This is a genomic window from uncultured Aquimarina sp. (genome assembly GCF_947492965.1).
Taxonomy (GTDB): domain Bacteria; phylum Bacteroidota; class Bacteroidia; order Flavobacteriales; family Flavobacteriaceae; genus Aquimarina.
In genome coordinates, this window is the sequence record NZ_CANLOZ010000016.1 from 30,768 (window position 1) to 54,883 (window position 24,116).

The 24,116-nt window shown below is 33.8% G+C and carries 19 protein-coding genes; 12 read left to right on the plus strand and 7 right to left on the minus strand.

Annotation, left to right across the window (positions count from 1 at the left end):
* The first annotated feature begins 27 nt into the window (after window positions 1-27).
* Entirely contained in the window at window positions 28-1,323 is a 1,296-nt protein-coding gene (locus tag Q1B37_RS23215) for a HAMP domain-containing sensor histidine kinase (protein WP_366944350.1), read from the plus strand.
* Here Q1B37_RS23215 and Q1B37_RS23220 read toward each other — a convergent pair.
* From Q1B37_RS23220 to Q1B37_RS23235, 4 genes are all read right to left on the minus strand, one after another.
* Window positions 1,320-1,940, minus strand: a complete 621-nt coding sequence (locus Q1B37_RS23220; protein WP_299903066.1) for a pyridoxamine 5'-phosphate oxidase family protein — start codon at window positions 1,938-1,940, stop codon at window positions 1,320-1,322. The genes Q1B37_RS23215 and Q1B37_RS23220 overlap by 4 nt on opposite strands.
* Before the next feature lie 81 nt (window positions 1,941-2,021).
* The gene (locus tag Q1B37_RS23225; RefSeq protein WP_299903068.1) at window positions 2,022-4,766 is read right to left on the minus strand and encodes a ThuA domain-containing protein; all 2,745 of its coding nucleotides are present in this window, start codon (window positions 4,764-4,766) and stop codon (window positions 2,022-2,024) included.
* A 20-nt stretch (window positions 4,767-4,786) separates the two neighbouring features.
* On the minus strand, window positions 4,787-7,510 hold the full coding sequence (locus tag Q1B37_RS23230) for an RICIN domain-containing protein (protein WP_299903069.1): 2,724 nt from the start codon (window positions 7,508-7,510) through the stop codon (window positions 4,787-4,789).
* A 43-nt stretch (window positions 7,511-7,553) separates the two neighbouring features.
* Window positions 7,554-10,073: an RICIN domain-containing protein gene (locus Q1B37_RS23235; RefSeq protein ID WP_299903071.1), complete on the minus strand. Its 2,520-nt coding sequence runs from the start codon at window positions 10,071-10,073 to the stop codon at window positions 7,554-7,556.
* A 697-nt stretch (window positions 10,074-10,770) separates the two neighbouring features.
* Between Q1B37_RS23235 and Q1B37_RS23240 the strand changes: the two genes are divergently transcribed.
* From Q1B37_RS23240 to Q1B37_RS23290, 11 genes are all read left to right on the plus strand, one after another.
* Window positions 10,771-12,213, plus strand: a complete 1,443-nt coding sequence (locus Q1B37_RS23240; protein ID WP_299903073.1) for an arginine decarboxylase — start codon at window positions 10,771-10,773, stop codon at window positions 12,211-12,213.
* Window positions 12,214-12,249: 36 nt separating this feature from the next.
* Entirely contained in the window at window positions 12,250-13,194 is a 945-nt protein-coding gene (speB, locus tag Q1B37_RS23245; RefSeq protein ID WP_299903075.1) for an agmatinase, read from the plus strand.
* Window positions 13,184-14,158 (plus strand): deoxyhypusine synthase family protein, encoded by a 975-nt coding sequence (locus Q1B37_RS23250; protein WP_299607364.1) that lies wholly within the window; start codon window positions 13,184-13,186, stop codon window positions 14,156-14,158. The genes speB and Q1B37_RS23250 overlap by 11 nt, the downstream gene beginning before the upstream one ends.
* A 2-nt stretch (window positions 14,159-14,160) precedes the next feature.
* Window positions 14,161-14,466 (plus strand): hypothetical protein, encoded by a 306-nt coding sequence (locus tag Q1B37_RS23255; protein WP_299903077.1) that lies wholly within the window; start codon window positions 14,161-14,163, stop codon window positions 14,464-14,466.
* An 11-nt stretch (window positions 14,467-14,477) separates the two neighbouring features.
* Window positions 14,478-14,894, plus strand: coding sequence for a VOC family protein (locus tag Q1B37_RS23260; protein WP_299903079.1), 417 nt, complete (start codon window positions 14,478-14,480; stop codon window positions 14,892-14,894).
* Between the two features lie 4 nt (window positions 14,895-14,898).
* Window positions 14,899-15,678 (plus strand): RMD1 family protein, encoded by a 780-nt coding sequence (locus Q1B37_RS23265; protein WP_299903081.1) that lies wholly within the window; start codon window positions 14,899-14,901, stop codon window positions 15,676-15,678.
* Between the two features lie 28 nt (window positions 15,679-15,706).
* Window positions 15,707-17,083: a 30S ribosomal protein S6--L-glutamate ligase gene (rimK, locus tag Q1B37_RS23270; protein WP_299608088.1), complete on the plus strand. Its 1,377-nt coding sequence runs from the start codon at window positions 15,707-15,709 to the stop codon at window positions 17,081-17,083.
* Window positions 17,080-17,667: an SET domain-containing protein gene (locus Q1B37_RS23275; RefSeq protein WP_299607356.1), complete on the plus strand. Its 588-nt coding sequence runs from the start codon at window positions 17,080-17,082 to the stop codon at window positions 17,665-17,667. Before rimK ends, Q1B37_RS23275 begins: the two co-directional genes overlap by 4 nt.
* 49 nt (window positions 17,668-17,716) lie before the next feature.
* Window positions 17,717-18,133, plus strand: a complete 417-nt coding sequence (locus Q1B37_RS23280) for an NUDIX hydrolase (RefSeq protein WP_299903083.1) — start codon at window positions 17,717-17,719, stop codon at window positions 18,131-18,133.
* Between the two features lie 9 nt (window positions 18,134-18,142).
* Window positions 18,143-18,397 (plus strand): hypothetical protein, encoded by a 255-nt coding sequence (locus tag Q1B37_RS23285; RefSeq protein ID WP_299903085.1) that lies wholly within the window; start codon window positions 18,143-18,145, stop codon window positions 18,395-18,397.
* Window positions 18,398-18,693: 296 nt separating this feature from the next.
* Window positions 18,694-19,047 (plus strand): hypothetical protein, encoded by a 354-nt coding sequence (locus Q1B37_RS23290; RefSeq protein WP_299607352.1) that lies wholly within the window; start codon window positions 18,694-18,696, stop codon window positions 19,045-19,047.
* A gap of 438 nt (window positions 19,048-19,485) precedes the next feature.
* On the opposite strand, the gene Q1B37_RS23295 is transcribed toward Q1B37_RS23290, so the two are convergent.
* The 3 genes from Q1B37_RS23295 to Q1B37_RS23305 all read right to left on the minus strand — a co-directional run.
* Window positions 19,486-21,441, minus strand: a complete 1,956-nt coding sequence (locus Q1B37_RS23295) for an OmpA family protein (protein ID WP_299903087.1) — start codon at window positions 21,439-21,441, stop codon at window positions 19,486-19,488.
* A gap of 20 nt (window positions 21,442-21,461) precedes the next feature.
* Window positions 21,462-22,409, minus strand: a complete 948-nt coding sequence (locus tag Q1B37_RS23300; protein WP_299903089.1) for a type IX secretion system membrane protein PorP/SprF — start codon at window positions 22,407-22,409, stop codon at window positions 21,462-21,464.
* Between the two features lie 53 nt (window positions 22,410-22,462).
* Window positions 22,463-24,116 (minus strand): gliding motility-associated C-terminal domain-containing protein (locus tag Q1B37_RS23305; RefSeq protein WP_299903092.1); only part of this gene is annotated, 1,654 nt, incomplete at its 5' end.

Here is a 24,116-nt window from a genome sequence, read left to right on the forward strand (position 1 = left end):
ACCCGCCTTTTTTTAAGGATTTTAGTTTTGGTAGGGCTTATCTTGGGTGTAGTATATGCTTTTGATAAGGGATATACTAGTATTGGAACTATAGTAAGTTTTGTAATTGTTTATTTCGGCTACACCACCTATGTTTTCGTAAAACGTCGTTTTGTAGTGATGGATGACTTTTTTGAGGCTGTAAAATATAGAGACTTTTCACGATGGTTTCCAGAAGATAGAGGTCCTAAAGATATTCGATTTTTATATAGAGGTTTTAATGAAGTAAATCGTACCATTAAAGAAATTAATTCTAAGAATGAAGCGCAATATGTATATCTCCAAAAAATATTAGAAATGGTAGACATAGGAATTATTGCGTATAATCTGGATACAGGAGATGTTTTGTGGTCCAATGATTCCTTTAGAGAAACACTTGATTTTCCATCGTTTAAAAATATTCGCTTTGTAGAAGGTAGAAAACCAGAATTGTATGATGCTATTTTTGAAACCTATCATAGGGAACCCAATTCGATTTCTATAGCAGTACAAAATGAAAAGATAAAAGTTCTCATTTCTGATACTGTTTTTCAGGTAAAGGATGATCCGTTTAAACTAATCGTACTGCAGAATATTGATGATACTTTAAATAGAAATGAATCAGAAGCTTGGAAAAAGTTATTAAGTGTGATGACTCATGAAATTATGAATTCTATTGCTCCGATTTCGTCATTGGCAGATACATTACAAACACATTTACAGCTAACGTTAGATAATCCAGAGGAATATCCGCTAGAATTACAAGACATCAATGCAGGTATCAAAACTATTCAGAATAGGAGTGAGGGGCTACTAAAGTTTGCTAAAACCTATCGTAGCCTAAGTAAAGTAACACATTTGAGCTTGGAAAAGAAAATGGTAGTAGAACTATTCGACACCATAAAGCTATTGATGCAACCCTCACTGGATGTAAAGAATATTCATATAGATTTTAAAGTAACACCTCCAAAATTAGAATTAAATATTGATAGCTACCTCATAGAGCAAGTGCTAATAAATCTAATTGTAAATGCTGTAGATGCCTGTAGACATAGAGAGCAACCACAAATAAGAGTAATTGCAGAGCAAAAACCAAATAGGAATATTGTTATTAAAGTATACGATAATGGTTCTGGAATTCCTCAGGATATAATGGAGAGTATCTTTATTCCATTTTTTACGAGTAAATCAACTGGTAGTGGTATTGGTCTTAGTTTATGTAAACAGATTATGTTATTGCATAAAGGTAAAATACTCGTAAATAGTAAAGAAGACGAAGGAACTGTGTTTAGTTTGGTTTTTTAGTTTGATTTCTTGTCTTGAAATTCCTTCAACTGTTTTTCTAATTCTTCTATTTTATCTTCTAATCGCTGTATTCTAGGTTGAAATTCTTTTACTGTAAATCGTTGTTCTATATGTTGTGGGCAGTTTACATCCCAAGCATTGACTTTAATTTTAATAATTCGTTCTACTTTAGCCGCATAATCTTTATCTGAAACTTTTTCAAAAAGAGTAACGTCTTCTTCAGTCTGAGGAACGATTTCTCCCCAAATTTTTATTCGCATTCTATTTGGATAGTCCATTAAAAAGAGATGTACTTTGTTATTTACATCAAAATTACCCACAGAAATGTATTGTCTGTTTCCAGAATAATCTGCAAATGCCAAATGCTTTTCATCCAAAACTTTCAGGAAACCTTTCGGTCCACCTCTATGCTGAATGTAAGGTTGGCCTTCGTTGTTTGCAGAAGCCATATAAAATGAATCTCTTAGCGCAAGAAATGATTCTAAACCTTCAGTTATAGTATCTTGCCAATCTCTACGCTCTGCCATTTTTTGATAGGTCTCTCTAGACCCCATCTCTTCTTGGCGTTTTTTAACTTCTGGACTAAAAGCGATATCACTAATAAAACTTTTACTCATGCTACTAGTTTTTTGATGAGTAAATAGTCTGCTTATTTTGCAAGAACTTTCAATTTAGTATTTACTTCATTTTTAAAGGGTTTATAGCTTTACAAATTTTATTACCTTATTTTCCATATCACCGAGAATCTTTAGATAATACATTCCTTTAGCAAAAGTGTGTATATCTATGATCTCATTTTCGGAACTTAAACTTTTGTTTAAAACAACCTTTCCATTGATATCATAAATGCGTACTACAGCATTTGGAGCACCTTCAATAGTAATAGAGTTGGCAGCTGGATTAGGATATAAGATGATATTGGTATTTTCTGAAATTTCTGGCGCTTTGATATCATCAATTGGAGTAATAATCCAATGTAGATTTTGACTTGTATTAGAAGAATCATATAGGTTAACGTTTTGAGCATTGGATCCCGCATTACCACCATTGATGGCAAAACCTGAAGCATTACGTTTAATTAATTGAAAAGCTCCATCTCCTACGTCTACTTTTAACCAATGCTGATTTTGATTGTTTTCGGCACAATTCCATAAATACACATTTTGTCCATTTGTACCACCATGATCTCCATCGATACAATAATTTGTTCCAATCTTTTGATATGAATAATATCCATTACCACGATCAATCTCAATCCATTGTTGATTCACATTGCTAGAATTCTCAGACCATAAATACACATTTTGTCCATTAGCACCACCATGATCTCCGTCTAGAGCGAAACCTGGAGCATTACGCTTAGTGATATGTACTATGGTAGTTGTCGGAGAATTATCTATGATTTCGAAATCAAAAGTTTCCCATATGCCATCCGCATTTCCAGCAGGAAAAAGTGATGTGTTATTGATATTCCAATTAGCTTGTACCCATCCGTTATTAAATAAACTTTTTAATGCAACTTGATTATTTGCTTTAGGTTCCCAACCAAAATTTTCCCAAGTTCCTGGAGCGTTACCTGTAGCACGAATAGGTGTGGTTCTCGAATTGCGAACTACTTGTACATATTTATCGGTAGCTACCGATTTAAGAGCAATACAACCATTGGGATGTTCTTCTACATAAAATAATGCTCTATCAGCAATTTCACCATTAGCAATAAGGCTGGAATTAGAAGGATCGATAGTAACCCATTTTTGATCACCACCTGATTTTTTAAGCGCAATCATTTGTCCTATGGGAGCATCAGTATCACAGGTTGGAGTAGGAGTAGTGTCATCACCCCATCCTAGTGTTGCAACATCTTCTGCTGGGAATTCAGTTTCTGACTTTATCCTAATATTCCGATAGTATAATTCTGCTCCTTCAGATTGTATTTGTATTTGTCCACTGGTTACTGTATTTCCATTCCAGGTAGCATCTTGCAATGCATTAACCATAACACCATTTACATAATGAATTGCTCTATCACCAATTACAATAATTTCTAATAAATTCCATTCTCCATTTGGAAATTCTGGGTTTGATCCAGCTCTAATTAGTGTTCCCGTATTCAATGGGGCCATAGGTGTAAAGGTTAATCCATTTCTATTTTCTGACGGAACCAAACCTTTCGTTCCTGCTAAACCAATATAATCCCCTAAGTCTCCTTCTTGCACTTGAAACTCCAATGAAGACTTCCATACATCCCAAAACGTTCCGTGTTCTCCATTACAATGATATAAAATACCACTATCTCTAAGGCGATTTAATCTGGGTTCCCACTTTAGCTCTCCCCACTTAAATTCCATGCTTAGATGATAATTCTCGAATTCATTTAAAGTAGTTAATCCTCCGTAAACTTCACCAGTTATATAGAGTTGTTTTTCACCATTTTCTTCAATTATAGAAAACACATTTCGAGGATCATTGTTTAATTCCAAAGGAGTTCCAGATCCATTAGTAACATTATCACTAGCACCAGGTAATCCAGTTGTGCTATGTGGCACTCCCATCCATATTTCCCAACAATCTAAATCATTTTCTAGAAGATCTGTCCATTCACTAGTTAAAGTGGCGCCACAATCATTAACAGGTTCATTTGTATCTAATCGATCTGCTACCCATAGCACTGCTTTTTCGATCATTCTTCTAAAAGTTTCATTATCATTATACGTAGTAGCATTATGACCTAGAGCTGTATAAAATGATCTTCCTCCGTCAAATTCTTTTAACCAGGTAATAGGACGAGTGGCATCATAACTTTGATTTCCTGTAGTCTGTACTTCTAAAAGATCAAAATTAGTATCACTTAATTGTCCGCCGTTTAGTTCCCAATAATACCATTCTTCTTCATGAGACCATACATCTCCTGCATTTCCTATATGGTTAGTGACAGGATGGTCTACCAGCACATTCATTACGCCTGGTAGATTATTAGAAGTATGATTCGGACTGGTTTGTACGATGGCACCAACAAGCTCATTATACCATGGCCATGTAGAACCTGCATTGGTACCTCTGTAGGTATCACTAGCTGCATGAAAACCAACAAAACCACCACCATTTTGTATGAATGTTTCCATGGCATTCTTCTGATTATCATCTAATAAATCTCCACCTGATGTATTTGAAAATATAATAACATCATAATTGGCTAGATTTTGATCCGTAAAAACAGATGCATCTCTGGTATCATCAACAGACCACGTATCATGATCTGCATTGGCCCCTAAATCTTCTAACATAGCTATACTGGCATTAATAGCGCCAGTATGTCTAAACCCATTGGTTTCATGGAATACTAATACATTGAAATCCTGAGTATAACTAAACTGAACAAGTAGAGCGAAAAAACAGTATAGTATTATCAAAATACTGTTTTTAGATGGGGTTACATTTTTCATGGTTTTAAGTTTAAAGAGTTTTATTGTTTACTAATTTTAATTGTACGGATGCTTTTGGATGTATTCACCTTTAGGTAGTACAGCCCTTGAGCAAATGAGCTTATATCAATGGTTTCTGAATCCTGGGAAATATGTTTGGTAAAAACCCTTTTTCCATTTATATCATATATGCGAATTATGGAATTTTCAGCTCCTTCTACGGTAAACTTATTTACCAAAGGGTTAGGGAATACGACGATAGTTTTATCTTCGGAAGGTTCTGGAGCTTTGATGTCATTAATTGGTGTGATAATCCATTGCAAGTTTTGGCTAGTGTTAGCTGAATTATAAAGCTGTACGTTTTGTCCATTTGCTCCGTTGGAACCTCCATCTATTGCATATCCTGAAGCATTGCGTTTTATCAATTTATAGGCGCCTCCACCAACAGCTACTTTTTGCCACTGTTGGTTTTGGTTGTTTAGATCACAAGTCCATAAATGGACATTCTGTCGATCCGCTCCTCCGTTATTACCATCTATACAGTAATTTGTATCTTTTTTTCTATAGGAGTAATATCCATTACCACGATCGATCTCAACCCATTGTTGGTTTGCATTGTTTTGATTGGATGACCATAAATACACTTGATCTCCATTGGACGGAGTAGATCCCGGAGCATCAATAGCAAATCCTGGAGCATTTCTTTTGGTAATATGTACGATTTGTTCACCAGTGACTACTTCTGTAAACCTAAAGGATTCCCAAGTACCATTGGAGGTAGTAGGGAAAAATCGAACCTCGCCATTAGGAGTCATCTGTAATCGTTTAAAATTAGTTGGACCATCAGGAAGTGTAATAAAGTGGGTGTTATTTATTGCCCCTTCTGTAAATTCATAATAAGTATAGGTTCCTGAATTAGCAGTTGCCTGCATATCTGCATATAAACTATTATCTGTTCTAAGTCTCGGAACACTCCCTCCAGCTGCTCTTTGTATATGCCAGTATCCATTTCCTTTGTCTACAAATTTCCATTCTACATCTGCTCCTGTAGTATTGATAGCAGTAGCATAAGGATCTTCACTGCTGCCGTCTGCTGCTAACCGAAGATTATGATGCGGTGCATCGATATAATACGTTTTATTAGGATCGGGAGTGAATGAATTATCCACACAACTATCATTGGCAATAGAGCTACATTCACAAGGTTCTTGGTTTATGCTAGATACATTTATGATGGTATTGCTACCATTACTAGAATCTACTACGTTTCCAATAGAATAAATTGTGGAGTTAGTTACATTATTGGATAATGTTACAGATTGTTTAGTCATGTTGCAGAGCAAAATACCTGAGGTAGCTTGATTACCTACTTTTATGACTAGGTCTTTATCCAGGGCTTGTCCATCACGTTTCCATAATCGGAGTTTATGATCACTACCACTTATTAGTGCTAATGCTGTGGATCCAGACGGGCGTAAATAGCCATTATCCGGATCTAATACTTCAATATCAGCTGTAACTTCTTGTCGTGCTCCAGCAAGTTCTAAAACTGTGGCATATGCAGCATCAGCTTGAGCATTTTTAATAACCGCATATGAGGGAACACCAAAAGCGGTAGCATCACCTTCACCTCCATTGGCACTATTCCAGGCACCGTTACATGCAGGAACTCCATGACCAGCAACTCCTTTTACGGTCATGCCTTCAACTACAAAACCTCGATTGGCAATATCCATTGCGATACCACTTCGTGCTCCTTCAACATAAGCATTACGAATGGTAAGGTTTTCTATTTCACCTTGGGTATAACCCCTAAATGCACCTTCGACCAAACTAAATTGATAATTATTACGGATTGGAGATCTTTGAGAACCGCCATCTAAATTTTGACACTGATCTAAATTATTTGTATCAAAAAGATCAAAAAAAGTATCATTATCTGAAGCCCCAAACAAAACATTTCCTTGATAATTAACTCCAAAGGGTACTCCATTACGATCTGTACCGCCTATACCATTTTGACGAAGATCATTTGTGGATCTGGACTCAGCTATAATGGTTACATTTTCTACAACAACATTATTAATAGGTCCATTAAAAAATAAAGTATGGCCAAAAGCACTATGATCTACTAAAATATTTGTAAAAGTACTATTGGTTAAATCTGAAAGGATAACACCACTCTTTTTTCCCAAACGAGATCCAGGTAGCATGCCACTACTACTACCTGTTTTTCCGTAGAGCGATCCAAAACCATATGGATGAGAATAACGTGCTTTTAGGGTAAAGTCTTCAAAACGATGCCCACTTCCAGTTATTTCCACAACCACACCACCCGAAACATGAATGTAGTATCCATAGTTTCCATTGCTACCGGGCAATTCTTGCAAATTAAATCCTATCCAGGTATTACCAGTTCCTCCCAATCTTACCAAGCTTCCATGCGCTAGATTAGGCATGTCATTGATTATAGTAGAATCAAAAGTGAACGTTACCCCAGTTAAATCGAAGATATTATTACTACCTGTAAAGTTAAAAAGCCCAGGCCACGAACCTGTTGTACGCACAATCCAATCATCACCATCAAATAAAGTTTTTGTTGACAATGAGATATGATAAGTACCTGGTGTCATTTTGATATTCTGATTACTTGCATCTTGAAGTTCTATAAATTCTTGAAGACTAGAAATTGTTCTTTGAGCAAAACTTAGTTGTGAAGCAAATAGACCTACTAAAAGCAAAGAAATTGATACTATTTTTTTCATTGTTATTTTATATTGATATTAAATTATATTCTTAATTATGGGATTATTGCTTTGCTATTTTAATTGTAGAAATGCTTTGTGAGCCATTTACCTTAGCATAATAAATGCCAGAAGGAAGAAAACTTAAATCTATAGTTTCGTTATTACTAGAAACATATTTTGACCATACCTCTTTTCCATTCATATCATACACTCTGATAATTGAATTATCAGCCCCAATTATAGTTACAGTACTTACTACTGGATTTGGATATAAGATTATAGTATTTTTATCAGTAACCTCTGGGGATTTCGTGTCATTAATCGGAGTAATAATCCACTGTAAGTTTTGACTGGTATTTGATGCATCATAAAGTTGTATGTTTTGACCATTTGCACCATTAGAACCTCCATCAAGAGCATATCCGGGAGCATTTCTCTTAATGAGTTTATATGCACCTCCTCCAATTGCTACTTTTTGCCATTGTTGATTTTGGTTGTTTTCTCCACAACTCCATAGGTATACGTTCTGTCGATTAGCACCTTGATTATTACCATCGATACAATAATTAGTTCCTACTTTTTGATAAGAATAATAGCCATTACCACGATCAATCTCAATCCATTGTTGGTTATCATTATTTTCATTTGCAGACCATAAGTATACATTTTGGCCATTAGCACCACCATTCATTCCATCAATCGCAAAGTTCGGAGCATTACGTTTTGTAATATGAACTATACTAGTGCTGTTTATCTCGGTAATTGTAAATGATTCCCAAGTACCATTTAAACTAGAACTCATAAAACGAACTAAACCTGAATTGTTGATTTGTAAGCGTTGACGCCCTGAAGGACCATCGGGAAGTGTTATAAAATGTGTGTTAGCACCAGCCCCTTGAGTAAAATCATAATAAGTATACGTACCTGAATTAGTGGTTGCTTGCATATCCGCTAGTTCTGAATTATCTGTACGTAAGCGTGGTTTAGTTCCTCCGGCAGCCCTTTGTATATGCCAGTATCCATTCCCTTTATCTACAAATTTCCAGGCTACATCATCTCCTGTAGTCTGGGTAGATGTAGTATATGCATCTTCACTAGATCCGCTAGAAGCTAATCGAAGGTTGTGATATGGGTTGTCTATATAATAAGTTTTATTAGGATCTGGAGTAAAGCTAGAACTTGGCGGTGGAACAGTATCACAATCATTTAATTGTGAGATGCTGTTATTAGAACCATTATTAGTCACGGTAGAACAGGTTTCAATTTGATTTCCTGAACTTTCGGATGATATTAAAACTGGTGCAGTTGTATAATTAATAAGAGAAACATCTCTTGATGGGTGATCTACATTAGTATCATCACTTAAAAAACGATGTGCTAAAAAATCTCCCCCAAACATGATTGCTAGATTAGAGGGTAAATTTGGCTCAGCATTTCTAAGAATTACCTCATGATTATTTCCACCTAAATAAGCCAAGCAATTAGCTCCATTGTAATATCCATTTTCTGGTGGAATAACAGTGATCTCACCTTCAAAATTATTAGTAGTATTGTAAGCGTTTCTGTAAACAGGTCCTATTGCGGCATCTGCAAAGCAATTCACTACTTGACCACCATTACCTGCTCCAAAACCAGTTTCACAACTAATAGCAGTAGTGTTTTCAATATATTTTGTTCCAGCTGTTAACGTTATTGAACATCCAGAGCGCATCTTTTTTATAATACAATCTTTAATGGTAATATTTGTTGTTCTTCTATCAGATATTGTTTCTCCATTAATTATAGTAGTCCCTCTGGTGTACGTTCTAATTCCATCTTCCTGTAGACTCATTGTATGACCAGCGGGAAGCGGAAACCCCCAAACAGTCATCCAATCCACATCTTCACCGGTGACTCCATCTCCTTCATAAGCTCCAGCCAACATATCATCAGTAGATCTCACTTCTCCTTCTAGATAAACACCTTCAATCAACGCATCAACTGCTCCTTGCATAAAGACTCCATGCCCATAGGCTCTATGCTTAATATTACAGTCTTTTACATGATTTCTATTTCCTCCAACTAATATTGCTGAATGTTTGAAATGCTTGATTACATATCCAGATCCTTTACCAAAAGCATCACCGTATCCATATGGTTGAGATCCTACAATGGTCATGTCGAAACCTTCGATCAAATTATCTTGACCTTGTAAACTTATACCAAGTGCTGTTCTTGTAGGTCTATCATATACACTACCTACATCGACCATCTTTAAATTTTTAAGTATGTTGTTATTACCAATTACTTTGAGTTCTTCAACACCGATGTTTCCAAATGCTGTAAAAATATCTGTATCAAAATTGATAGTAACACCTGTGAAATCATAAGTACTGTTATTCCCTTCGAAAAGAAAAAGTGGGTTGCTAAATTTTCCTGCGGCAACATCAGTAGCTGAAATATTATAGATGCCAGGAGCTAATTTTACTTGTACATTATTGTCGTTTAAATAAGGTAATAATTGTTGTAAAGAATTGACTGTAGTTTGAGAAAAGGAATTCCAGGTGGTAAAGGTTAATAAGAGTAATAGTATTTTTTTCATTGTTGTTAGATTGATAGTGTAGTTTTAATTTTTTTATGGAGTTTATCATTATTATAAAATTGGTCAACCAATTTTATAATTGTCTAAAGTATGTTTATTATCTGTGGAGAAGAGAGTTAAATGATTTTTCGACTTTATAAAAGTAGAATTCGTAGAGGAGTGAAAATAATTCGCAGTTTTAAATTATAAATCTAGAAGTTGTTTATTGGTTAATCTATTGATATTTATAATGTTAGGGTTTTTTTTGGTTGAAATTTACAAAGCGAAATAAATTTTAAAAAAATATGTAAAAAAGTTTTTGATATTTGTTTTTTTACTATGTTTGATTAACTGTTAACAAATGAGTCTGTACAATCAGACGCATTGCCTAAATAAAATGGAATCTTTTTTCAGATTCGGGCTTAGGAGAATAAAGAAGTCTACTCCAAAAGCTGCCTTAAGGATAGGGAACCGAATTCTCAGGCTGACTTCTAAAAAATATACAATTGCACTTCAGTTTTTAGAACGGATAAAATTCGTTCCACATACGATTTCAATTATTCGGATATGAGTATAGATTGATAAGATGCTTTTATCATTTTATCTACAATTTGTAATTTTTCAAATATGACATCATAGAATCTCGATTAGCTATAGTTTAACGATGTTAATCTTTATATCTATTGATTTCTTTTATACGCAAAACAAAACCGAATAAATGAAGACTAAATATATTGATCTTATCGATCAAACTTTTGATTTTCCTCAGCAAGAATTTAACCTAAAGAATGATCAGCTGCAGTTCCATGAAATTGATTTAATGGAATTGATAGCTAAATACGGAGCACCTTTAAAATTTACATACTTGCCCAAAATATCTGAAAATATTAACAGAGCCAAAAAATGGTTTGATAACGCGATTAAAGCGAATAATTATGCAGGTACTTATAACTATTGTTACTGTACCAAAAGCTCTCATTTTCAACATGTGTTGAATGAGGCATTAAAAAATGATATTCATATCGAAACTTCTTCTGCTTTTGATATTGACATTGTTGAAAATCTAAAAGCTCAAGGTAAAATTAATGATCATACTTATGTCATTTGTAATGGTTTTAAAAGAGATCAATACATCCAAAATATAGCAAGGCTTATAAATAATGGTCATCAAAACTGTATTCCTATTATTGATAATTATGAAGAATTATCTTTACTAAGCGAAAGTATTAATGATAAGTTTCAAGTTGGTATTCGTATTGCTTCTGAAGAAGAACCAAAATTTGAGTTTTATACTTCTCGTTTAGGAATAGGCTATCGTAATATTGTTCCTTTTTACAATAACCAGATTAAAGCGAACCCTCAAGTAGAACTAAAGATGTTGCATTTCTTTATAAATACAGGAATTCGTGATACTGCTTATTACTGGAATGAATTATTAAAATGTCTCAAAGTATATATAAGCCTCAAAAAAATATGTCCATCCTTAGATAGCCTAAATATTGGAGGTGGTTTCCCGATCAAAAACTCCTTAGGATTTGATTACGATTATGAGTATATGGTGAATGAGATTGTAAATCAAATTCAAATCGCTTGTGAAGAAGCTCGCGTAGATGTACCAAATATTTTTACAGAGTTTGGAAGCTTCACAGTAGGAGAAAGTGGAGGAGCTATTTATGAAGTATTATATCAAAAACAGCAAAATGATCGCGAAAAGTGGAATATGATTAATTCTTCATTCATTACTACTTTACCTGATACATGGGCTATCAATAAACGCTTTGTAATGCTTGCTGTTAATCGTTGGAATGATGAATATGAACGCGTGTTATTAGGAGGTCTAACTTGTGATAGCGACGATTATTACAACTCTGAGCAGCACATGAATGCGATTTATTTACCTAAGTATAAAAAAGAAAAACCACTATATATAGGTTTCTTTAATACTGGAGCATATCAGGAAACCATTGGAGGATTCGGAGGATTACAACATTGTTTGATTCCACAGCCAAAACATATTATTATTGATCGAGACCAAGATGGGAACTTAGAAACCTCTGTCTTTACGGAACAACAAACTTCAGAACAATTATTATCTATTCTTGGCTATCAGAAAGAATATCAACAAGATCCTTTACAGTTAAAGGTATCAAACATCATTTAAAGACTATAATTTAAAAACCATTTATAATTTAATACAATGAAAACTAGTAAAACATATGCCGGCATTTCTGAAAAGTTTGCGGGCTATGAAAAATCTCAAATAGTATTAGTACCCGTTCCGTATGATGGAACCAGCACTTGGGGTAAAGGAGCCGACAAAGGCCCTGAAGCATTTCTAGAAGCTTCTGAAAATATGGAATTGTACGATATAGAAACGGACAGCGAAGTATATACAAAAGGGATATGTTTATTAGAACCAATTACGGAGAATGATACTCCAGAATCTATGGTAGAGGCAGTATATAATACAACCAAAAATAATATAAAGAGGAATAAGTTTGTAACCCTATTTGGAGGAGAACATTCTATCTCAATTGGTGCTATCAGAGCTTTTGATGAGTGTTTTAATAACCTTACGGTGTTACAGATTGATGCACATGCGGATTTGAGAAAAGAATATAATGGTTCTAAGTATAATCATGCTTGCGCTATGTATGAGGCCAATGAGAAAACCAATTTGATTCAAGTAGGGATACGAAGTATGGATGCTTCAGAAAACTTGGTAATGAATGATGATCAGGTGTTTTTTGCCCATGAAATGGCAAAAGATGATTATTGGATGGATAATGCAATCGAACTTATGACGGATAATGTATATATTTCGTTTGACCTAGATGCATTTGATCCATCTATATTACCCGCAACCGGAACACCGGAACCAGGAGGATTGTTCTGGTACGAAACCCTAGAATTCTTAAGAAAAGTCTTTTCAGAAAAGAATGTGGTAGGATTTGATATCGTGGAATTATGTCCTAATGAAACGAGTAAACCATCTGATTTTGCTGCTGCAAAATTATACTATAAAATGTTGTCTTATAAGTTTGAGGACACAGAAGATACAATCGATGAAGAGGATGATATTACAGAAAATGAAGCATTAAGAAAATTTAAATCTAGTTACGAAGAATACGATGAAAGGTAAAGGTGAAATTTCAAAATTTATAGAAAAATATTTTCTTCATTTTAATGCAGCGACTGTTGTAGATGCAGCAAAAGGATATGAATCTCAATTAGAAAAAGGAGGTAAGATGCTTGTCTCTCTTGCAGGAGCTATGAGTACTGCAGAATTAGGGAAAATATTTGCTGAAATGATTCGAGAAGAGAAAGTGCATATTGTCTCTTGCACTGGAGCAAATCTTGAAGAAGATATTATGAATCTAGTGGCGCATAGCCATTATGAACGGGTACCAAATTATAGAGATTTAACTCCACAACAGGAATGGGAGTTATTAGAAAAAGGCCTTAATCGTGTTACAGATACTTGCATACCAGAAGAGGAAGCTTTTAGAAGGCTGCAGGAGCATATTTTTAAAATTTGGAAAGATGCAGAAGAAGCAGGAGAACGTTATTTTCCGCATGAGTTTATGTATAAGCTTTTACTCTCTGGAGTATTGGAAGAATATTATGAAATTGACATCAAAGACTCTTGGATGTATGCTGCTGCCAAAGCTAATCTACCAATGGTAGTTCCTGGGTGGGAAGATAGCACTATGGGGAATATTTTTGCGAGCTATGTAATGAAGGGAGCGCTGAAAGCAAGCACCATGAAATCTGGAATAGAATATATGACATTTTTGGCAGATTGGTATACAGAAAACTCTAAAGACGGTATAGGATTTTTCCAAATAGGAGGTGGTATTGCAGGTGATTTTCCTATTTGTGTAGTACCAATGTTATATCAGGATTTAGAAAGAACGGATACTCCATTTTGGAATTATTTCTGTCAGATAAGTGATTCTACCACAAGTTATGGCTCTTATTCGGGTGCGGTACCTAATGAAAAGATTACATGGGGTAAACTAGATATTGATACTCCAAAATTTGTAATAGAGAGTGATGCAACCATCGTAGCACCATTAATATTTGGCTACTTATTAGATATGTAAAAATGAAAAGACAAAGAAACGCACATTTAAAACGAGTTATTGTAGATTATAAAAAACTAAATAATCAGATTTTAGATCTATTAGTCAATAAGTACCCAGATGGATATGGTGATGGTGATGTTATCACGTTTAGAAATGCGCAAAACGAAATTGTGGAATGTGTAGAGGTAACAACAGAAGATACACTTTATCTTATTAAAGTAAGTAAACGCTTAGTGGCCGCTATGGAAGATTTTGATGACACTGATGAAGATTCTAGTGAAAAAAATCAGGAATTACCTGATGGTTCTAATGTTGAAGAAGAATAAAATATCATAATATGAAAAAGGCAGAATTTCATTTAGCATTGCCTTGTGAAGATATAGGCAAGACAAAAGATTTTTATACCAATATATTGGGTGCTACATTGGGGAGGCATACAGACAATTGGATAGATATTAACTTGTATGGGAATCAAATTACATTTACTAAAGCAGGTACTTTTAATTTCGATTTTAAGAATTATCGTTTAGGAGGCCAAATTTTGCCATCTTTTCATTTCGGAGTCATTGTAGATATGGAAACTTGGGAAAAGTTGTATTCACATTTATCTAGTAAGGATATCGAAGTTACTACAGAGGTAACCTTTTTTGAAAATAAAGTGGGAGAGCATCTTTCTTTTTTTGTCAAAGATCCCGATGGATATATGGTAGAGTTTAAAAGTTTTAAGAATACAGGAGAGGTGTTCACTGTTTAAGAACATGAGAACAGTAGCCTATTCAGTGCAAGTTGCAGATTCAATTTCTATAAGAGATTGTAAAAATGGCTTTAAAGAAAAACTTTTATTCTCCGATAGTGATGAGTTATTTTATGAATTACATTCGGGGCAATACATATATATCTTTAAATATGGAGTAATTTCCTTTCATGATCTTACCATTGAAAATATAAATAAGAAGTGTTTCGAAATTTTGAAATATGCTAAAAATGCTGTTTCAGAAGAGATTTCGGAAAGTATGGAGATCATGATTGGTGGGAATGTGAACAAAGTATCTTTTGGAAAAGTGTCACTGCAACAGTTTGATGTAGAATCCATACGACTAATTATGCTTAATGTTTCTCAATCTGTTGCCTTGGATAAGTATGCTAATATTTCTGAACAAATTTTAGAAGATACCAGAGAACATACTTCGTATCTCGAAGAAAATGGAAAGCTAGATATCAGTGGCAAAAAATTGAAAAGGTATATAGGACGTGTATTGAATATTAAGAATAAGATCTCGGAGAATCTATACATTTTTGATTCGCATGATGTCTCATGGGAAGATGAAACTTTAAATAAGTTAGATCAGGATTTAAAAAGAATTTTTGATCTAAAAGACCGCTATCGCAGTATTCATGATCAAATAGGAATTATTAAAGAAAACTTGGAACTCTTTAAAGATATTATGTTCCATAGACAAAGTAGTACACTCGAATGGATTATTATCATTTTAATTCTTGTAGAAGTGGTGGATCTTTTTGTACAAAAATTAACATAGTAAAGAAACTAATTAAGTGATTGAAACTATAATAAATAAGGAACTAAAAATAATTGGGAGTGAGGAATGGTGTGTCTTTGCCGAATTTGGTATCCCAGCTATCAAGGCTAGGGTAGATTCTGGAGCAAAAACTTCTTCTATCCAAGCTAACAATATCAAACTCATTCATAAAGGAGGTGAGGAATGGGTGCGTTTTGAAGTAAACCCTATTCAGGACAATAGAAGTATTGTAATTCGATGTGAAACTAAATTATATGGTAAAAGAATAGTAAAAAGTTCATCTGGTATTGCCGAACTACGTTTTGTAATTAAAACACCTGTAAAACTAGGTGAAACTATTTTTAATATAGAACTTACATTAGCCAATCGTGATGCGATGGAATATAGAATGTTATTAGGACGTGAAGCGTTAGTTGATCGGTATATTGTTAATCCCTCCATTAGTTTTGCACAGCAAGATTTCACTCCAGATGAGATCCAAATAAAATATAAACCTTTTCTTAAAGAAAAATCAGGGTTAAAAATCGCATTATTGGCTAGTAATCCTCAGTTATATAGTAATTTGCGTATTATAGAAGCAGGAATTGCCAGAGGTCACGAAATGGTATTTCTTAATGTCGAACAAGCCTACATGAAGCTTGATGCTGCCGAACCTGAAATACGCTATCGTGGAGGTAATATTATTGATGAATTTGATGCGATTATTCCAAGGATAAAACCTTCGGTAACGTTTTATGCTTGTTCATTAATTCGTCAGTTTGATTCTATGGGAGCTTATTGTTTAAATTCTGCGGAAGCAATTACGCAATCAAGAGATAAATTACTTGCTACTCAATTATTTGCTAAACATGATATTCATATCCCTATTACTGGTTTTGCAAAGTCTCCTTTAGATACTAAAGATTTAATTAAAATGGTTAATGGAGCCCCTTTGATTATAAAGCTTCTAGAGAGTACTCAAGGAAAAGGGGTGGTGCTTGCAGAAACTAATAAAGCTGCCGAAAGTGTGATCAATGCTTTTAAAAGTGTGCAAACCAATATTTTGGTCCAGGAATTTATCAAAGAAGCAAATGGACAGGATATTCGTTGTTTTGTGGTCAATGGAAAAGTGGTAGCATCTATGCAACGACAAGCAGCTAAAGGAGAGTTTAGAGCAAATATCCATCAGGGAGGTTCAGCTTCTAAAATTAAAATCACTTCTGAGGAACGAAAGCTAGCAATAAAAGCAGCTAAAATATTGAATTTACCAGTAGCAGGAGTCGATATTATTCGATCCAATAAAGGACCACTTTTACTAGAAGTAAATTCATCTCCAGGTCTTGAAGGTATTGAGAATGCTACAGGTTTGGATATTGCTAATATTATGATCGAATCAATTGAAAAAAAGTTAAAGTTTAAGAGATGATACACCCTAGCACTAAAATAGAATTTATAAGCGAAGAGATTGGTTACGGTGTAGTAGCCACTGAATTCATTCCTATGGGAACAATTACATGGGTTCTGGATAAATTTGATCAAGAATTTACGCCTGATACAATCGATAAATTAGATCCTATTTATAAAGATATATTAGAAACGTATGCCTTCAAAAACAACCTAGGGAATCTGGTGTTGTGTTGGGATAATGGAAGATTTGTAAATCACAGTTTTAAATCTAATTGCTTAACTACTGCTTATAATTTTGAATTAGCGATAAGAGATATTCATCCTGGTGAGCAGTTAACAGATGATTATGGGTATTTAAACATTGAAATCCCATTTAGAGGAATAGATGAAGGAACCAGAAGAAAAATTGTGTATCCTGATGATTTATTAAAATACCATAAATCATGGGATAATAAACTAGCAAAAGCCTTTAATTATGTTTCGAAGGTAAAACAGCCTTTATTCAAATTATTAAATGAAGATCTACGTCTTTTAGTTTTAGAAATAGAAAAAGGAGAAAAGAAAATGGAATCCATATTAAAAAATTATTATCAGAAGGTATAAGAAGAAATGATCAAGTTTATGATTACTTAATTTAATCAATTGGTTGCCGATGAAAATTAAAAAACACAGACAAAAATCAAGATTAATAGTCTATCAAGGAGATGAACTATTAGTATTTCAAAAGATCAGTAATAGATTAGAATATGGATTAATAGGCGGGTTTTTAAAAAAAGGAGAAACTCCAGAAAAAGGTCTTATCCGAGAAACGTATGAAGAAACAGGTGTACAACTTTCTGAACAAGATATGGACTATTACGATTCTTTAACGTTGGATTGGGGTGACAACCAAAAGCTTTCCAAACATTATTTTGTTTGTAAAAATGCGGATAAATCTTTTTCACTTAGTGAGCCCGATAAGTTTGCAAAAATTACATGGATATATTGGAAGGATGCATTAAAATATTTTGGTAAGTCGGACCGAAAAATGGTAAAATCTTTATTTAAACCTTGTAAGATTAATTATTAAAATCAATATATGGACGGTGTTTTTATTAATCAAAATGTGGAGTACGGAGTGTTTAAAAAATACTATGATGGGTACTTTCAATTTGAAATGGAAAATGGTGAAACCATTGTTTTTGAAGAAGTGTCAAATCTTGCACTTAGAAAATTTGATCTTAAATCAGATTCTTTTAAAGGCAAAAGTTTTGAAATCACATACTCAGAGTATGTTGACGATGACGATGAGGATTTTGTATCCTTTAGAATCGAAAAATTAGAACTAGCATAAAAAAACTAAAGATTGTATAATCGATATAGCTTTAAAGAATATCGTAGTTAAAAAAGTATAGGAAATCATCACGTGTAAGTATCTAAGAGATTATTTACTAAAAGCACCAGACTTGAAGTGATAACAATCTGGTTTTATATCATAAAAAAACTTAAATCTTACATATCATGAAATGAAGTATAAACAGAATTAATTTTTTGCTTGTCTATTAGTAAGTAAACTTTTATATAAAAGCCGTAGCGGTTATCTAAGCAGGAAATTTTTATTTGATTCATTTCTGACAAAAAATAAAACAGATGAAAAATTTAATAAATACAACATTCATTATAATAGTATTATTTTTCGGTGTCACTACAGTAAAGGCACAAGAAACAAATCAGGAAAAGGAAACCATTGAAGGAGTTTTTGATGGTTTTGATGGTGAAAATTTCACATTTAATTATATCACGGAAGATGGTGATGAAGATATAGTTCTTTTTCCTAAAGTAGCACCTGAAGTATTGGAAAAATACAATCTTAGTGATGAGAAATTTATTGGAAAAAAGTTTAACATCACTTTTAAGATAGAATGGGAAACAGAAACAGATGAAGATGGTGATGAACAGGAATATGAGGTTAGAACTATTATTGATTTAGAATTGTTGGACTAAATGTAAAACTAAATAGAAGATATAAAGTTTACAATTTTGTCCTTTTAAGTATCAGAGAAAAGTATTGGTGATAATCAGGTTACCAATACTTTTTTTGTTAAGAATTGGTTGTTCTTCTTAGGTAAATTAAAAAAATAAACTTCAAAGGTTCTTATTTTACTTCCCGATACAATATGTAATAAACCCTTGTAAATACAGAGGTAAGAGAGTTGGAGGTGTACTAATGGTGGGAACTTTTGTTTGCTTTTGGTGGGATGTTATTGAATTTTTAATCTTATCACAAATAGATTCAGTTTTTAATACCAAATAAAGTATAATTTTTTTGATAATGTAATACAAAACCCTAATAACTTATTTATTAGGGTTTTGATGTAACAGGAGTAATTAAGGGCAATCAAGATTGTACAGAAAATTAAAAAATATTAGGTATATTATTTTTTAATTTTCTACAACTATAAACTCACTTCTTCTATTTTGAGCATGTTCATCTTTACTGCATTTAATACCATTGCCACATCTATTAATCAATACCGTTTCTCCATATCCTTTACTTTTTACTCTAGAAGAATTAATCCCCTTGCTTATTATGTAATTTGCGGTAGAAGTAGCTCTACGTTTCGATAGTTTCAGATTATAAACGTCACTGCCTTTACTATCTGTATGCGATCCTATTTCAATTTTGATAGAAGGATATTCCTTCATGTAGTTCACAATTTTATCTAGTTCTTTAGCCGAATTGTTTAGAATTACGGCTTTATTTGAAGCAAAATATATAGGTTTCAAATTTAGAAGTTTGGCAAGGTCAATCCCCTTATCAGGTATGTTGTTTTTTAATTTGATTGTTTTAGATGGAAAAGGATTATCTCTTGTAACTATAATGCTTGCAGATTTAGATTCGTAATCTTCTTTTTTAGTAATTACATCATATGTTTTATCTCCGCACTCTAAATTAATATAAGCTTCTCCTTTGTCGTTTGTTTTTCCTGAAAAAATAGGTTCTCCATTTTTATTCGTTATCTCAATTTCAGTATTAGAGATAGGATCAGCTGATTTATTATCAATAATCTTAAGTAACAGACTGCCTTCACATTTTGTGATGAGAGGAGATGTCTCTACAAAACTATAAATATCATCATTTCCTCTTCCTCCATATCGATTAGAAGCGAAGTACCCTTTTCTAGTATCTCCATCTATATAAAAAGTGATATCGTCGGCAGGACTATTAATAGGTTCTCCGATATTATATATTTCCTTATAACTTTTTTCTAGATCAACAGCAAAAATATCTAATCCGCCTAAACCTAAATGTCCATCAGAAGCAAAATATAATATTCCTTTTGAACTGATAAACGGGAAGGTATCTCGTCCCTCTGTATTAATTTCGGGGCCTAAGTTTTGTGGATTTCCAAGACTTCCGTCTTCATTAATGTCTACAACGTATAAATCGGCCATTCCATATCCACCGGGCATATCCGAAGCAAAATATAGTTTCTTTTCGTCAGGACTTAATGTTGGATGTGCAATTGAGTATTGATCGTTATTAATAGAAAGGTCTTCTATATCACTCCATTTAGATTTGTTGTTTTTACTAGCTCGATATATCTTTAAACGATTTACACCAGTAGAATCCTTACCAAATTTTGATCTTAATAGATTGTTCCTTGTAAAATATATCGTAGTTCCTTGTTTATTAAAAGATGTTGTAGATTCATGTAATCTTGAACTAATTTCTTTTGAAAATTCTTTTGGATAATTAGAATCGCTTTTACTTTCAATTTTGAATGAAAACAAATTCAGATATGATCGTTTTGTCCAACTATTCTTTTTACCTTGTTTTCTTTCGGAAGCAAATACCAATTGACCTTTATAAATCGACGGAGCAAAATCTACAAATGCAGAATTACTCGGAAGATTTTCAATTATGTATCTATTCGATTGTACAGCAATTTTTTCTAAATAATCCGGATTATTAATTAAACGTTTAGCTCTGGAATCAGTGTTACTTAAATCGTTTAGCTTTAATAAAATACTATCTGCTTTTCTGTATTCTTTTAAAAATTTCAAGGATTGTGAAGTTCTAAAATAATCTTCTGCTGTTATTCCAGTTACTTCTTGTCCTTTTTTTTCTAATTCTTTTTTCTTTTCCATCATTTTAAGATACCATTTTGCAGCGTCTTTTAGGTTGGAATTAAAAAAATAACAATCTCCAAGCTTCTTATAAATTTCTATAGGTGCATTACCTTTTTTTATAATTTTTTTATAAGATTCAATTGCATCTTTGAAAGCATAATTATCATAACTTAAATTTGCTTTTTTATATTCTCTTTCCTGAGCACAAAGAAAAACAGTGTGCATCAAATAAATCGTTAGAATTATTAGTTTCGAAAATTTCATATTGATCTGTTTTTTTTATGTTAAAAGAATCTTGGATAAATGATCTTCTCTTTTCTTTTGAAAATTTCATATCTCAAAACGAATTCATAAGATCCTGCATTAAATTCTGTATTACCTAGAGCAGTAGTTTCCCAATCATAGGCAAACCCCATCATTAAATTATCAGATACTTGAAATCCTGCAATCGCACTTAACGCCGCACTCCAACGGTATCCTAATCCAAGAGTTAATTTATCATAGAATAAGAAGTTCACAGATACATCTATTTGTAAAGGAGCTCCTGCCACGGCTTTTAGCAAAGTTGCTGGTTTAAATTTTGTTGTCTCATTAATATCAAACACATATCCACCAATCAGGTAGTAGTTAATCCTTTCTGCTGCCAGAAAAGAAGAAGCTTCAGCACCTTCCCTTAAAGACTCATCAAAATGTTTGGTCTGAAGTAAATTAGGAGCTGATAAGCCTAAATAAAATTTTTCAGTATGATAATACAATCCAACTCCAACATTAGGGGAAAACTTGTTATCTATATTATTATCAAGCAAGATGTCCGTGTTGGTATACTGATTTAATTCATCAAAATTTACATCAAGTAAGTGTCCTCCGGCTTTAAGTCCAAAGGCCAATTGTCCATTATTTGAAGTATTCAAGGTGTAGGAAAAGTCAATATCAAAATAGGTCTCTTGTGTTGGACCTATTTTATCATTAACAATTGAAAGTCCTAATCCTACTTTATTATTCTTCCCTAAAGGAGAATGTATGTTTAGTGTTTGGGTTACTGGTGCTCCACCAATTCCAACCCATTGGTTTCTGTAGAGTCCTGTTATACTTATAGCATCTCTTGATCCAGCGTAAGCTGGATTAACGCTTATAGTGTTGTATATGTATTGGGTATATTGTGCATCTTGTTGACCAAACCCATTATTGGCAATAACGATAACAAGTATAAATAATAGATAAATATTTTTCATTTCGAATGGGATTATATTGTTTTTATGGGGAGTTTTACTCCCCAATTATAGGTTTATCGATTTAGGTATAAATAATCTGATAGTTTCTTCGTCTCTCCACTAGCCGTTTTATATTTTAGAACATAGAAATATGTTCCAACTGGTAGCTGCCTATCTTGACTTACTGTAGCTCGACCATTAGATTCTCCACGGAAAAACTCTCCATTACGTCCATATCCAAGAGCTTGATAAACTTTAACACCCCATCGATTAAATATCTGTAACTCGTTTGAAGGGAATTTTTCGATGTTCCTTATAATAAGAACATCATGATCTCCGTCTCCATTCGGCGTTACGACATTAAATATTTCTATATCATCCTCTTCTTCCGGATTAGAATTATTCTCTTCTAAATAGTCTGGGATGTCATCACCATCAGAATCTACGGCATCATCGGGATTACCATCTCCATCAGGGTCAGGATTCTCATCTTCTGTTGGGATTCCATCACCATCATCGTCAGTATCCTGATAGTCAGGAACTCCATCACCATCTGTATCATCATTAGTTGGGTCGCCATCTTCGTCGGTATCTTCTTCGATGGTATCAACACCGTCTCCATCATCATCTACATCCACATAATCAGGAATGCCATCTCCATCAGTATCTTGTGTGTCACCAGTGCTAGGATCACCATCTCCATCAGGATCAGGGTTTTCATCTTCCGTTAGGATTCCATCGCCATCATCATCAGTGTCTTGATAGTCAGGAACACCATCTCCATCAGTATCATCATTAGATGGGTCACCATCCATATCGATATCTTCATTAATAGTATCTACTCCATCACCATCATCATCCATATCTTGATAATCAGGAATTCCATCTCCATCTGTATCATCGTTTGTAGGATCACCATCAGAATCAATATCTTCTTCTACAGTGTCGATACCATCACCATCATCATCTGTATCTAAGTAATCTGGAACACCATCATCATCTGTATCTTGTGTATCTCCTGTATTAGGATCACCATCTCCATCAGGATCAGGATTTTCATCTCCCGTAGGTATTCCATCGCCATCATCGTCCGTATCCAAATAATCAGGTATTCCATCGCCATCTGTATCGTCATCAGTTGGATCACCATCGGTATTAATATCTTCATTAATGGTATCTACACCATCGCCATCATCATCAATATCTTGATAGTCATCAATACCATCACCATCAGTATCTTGTAAATCATAATTAGTGTCTCCTCCGTTAGGATCATCTTGTATATCATCAGCAATACCGTCATCTCCATAAGGTCCATCCAACATACCGTCACCGTCCATATCATTTCCATCATGACCTGCCTCTTCTACATCTAATACACCATCACCATCTGAATCTAAATCTAAGCTGTCGATTATTCCATCTCCATCTGTATCTAGGGTAGGATCACCACCTTGTTCTATAATATCTGGAATACCATCATTATCATCATCAAGATCCACTGAATCAGGAATTCCATCCCCATCTGAATCATCACCAATAACCGTGATATTTACTGTAGCTTCTTCACACACGTCATCAGTTATTGTTCCTGGACTATCGCCATTTACATCGTTACATACTTGGTATACGATTGTAACTACTGAGTTTCCTTCACCAGGAGCAGGTGTATATTCCATTGTTCCAGTTAGTGGATCGAAAGTTACTGTTCCACCAGCGTTTCCACCT

Bases quoted from the DNA above. Each gene is read 5' to 3' on its own strand.
- Q1B37_RS23265 (WP_299903081.1), top strand. From the start codon at position 14,899: ATGAGAACAGTAGCCTATTCAGTGCAAGTTGCAGATTCAATTTCTATA.
- Q1B37_RS23300 (WP_299903089.1), bottom strand. From the start codon at position 22,409: ATGAAAAATATTTATCTATTATTTATACTTGTTATCGTTATTGCCAAT.
- Q1B37_RS23235 (WP_299903071.1), bottom strand. From the start codon at position 10,073: ATGAAAAAAATACTATTACTCTTATTAACCTTTACCACCTGGAATTCC.
- Q1B37_RS23240 (WP_299903073.1), top strand. From the start codon at position 10,771: ATGAAGACTAAATATATTGATCTTATCGATCAAACTTTTGATTTTCCT.
- Q1B37_RS23285 (WP_299903085.1), top strand. From the start codon at position 18,143: ATGGACGGTGTTTTTATTAATCAAAATGTGGAGTACGGAGTGTTTAAA.
- Q1B37_RS23280 (WP_299903083.1), top strand. From the start codon at position 17,717: ATGAAAATTAAAAAACACAGACAAAAATCAAGATTAATAGTCTATCAA.
- Q1B37_RS23225 (WP_299903068.1), bottom strand. From the start codon at position 4,766: ATGAAAAATGTAACCCCATCTAAAAACAGTATTTTGATAATACTATAC.
- Q1B37_RS23250 (WP_299607364.1), top strand. From the start codon at position 13,184: ATGAAAGGTAAAGGTGAAATTTCAAAATTTATAGAAAAATATTTTCTT.
- Q1B37_RS23220 (WP_299903066.1), bottom strand. From the start codon at position 1,940: ATGAGTAAAAGTTTTATTAGTGATATCGCTTTTAGTCCAGAAGTTAAA.
- Q1B37_RS23295 (WP_299903087.1), bottom strand. From the start codon at position 21,441: ATGAAATTTTCGAAACTAATAATTCTAACGATTTATTTGATGCACACT.
- Q1B37_RS23230 (WP_299903069.1), bottom strand. From the start codon at position 7,510: ATGAAAAAAATAGTATCAATTTCTTTGCTTTTAGTAGGTCTATTTGCT.
- Q1B37_RS23255 (WP_299903077.1), top strand. From the start codon at position 14,161: ATGAAAAGACAAAGAAACGCACATTTAAAACGAGTTATTGTAGATTAT.
- Q1B37_RS23260 (WP_299903079.1), top strand. From the start codon at position 14,478: ATGAAAAAGGCAGAATTTCATTTAGCATTGCCTTGTGAAGATATAGGC.
- speB (WP_299903075.1), top strand. From the start codon at position 12,250: ATGAAAACTAGTAAAACATATGCCGGCATTTCTGAAAAGTTTGCGGGC.
- Q1B37_RS23290 (WP_299607352.1), top strand. From the start codon at position 18,694: ATGAAAAATTTAATAAATACAACATTCATTATAATAGTATTATTTTTC.
- Q1B37_RS23275 (WP_299607356.1), top strand. From the start codon at position 17,080: ATGATACACCCTAGCACTAAAATAGAATTTATAAGCGAAGAGATTGGT.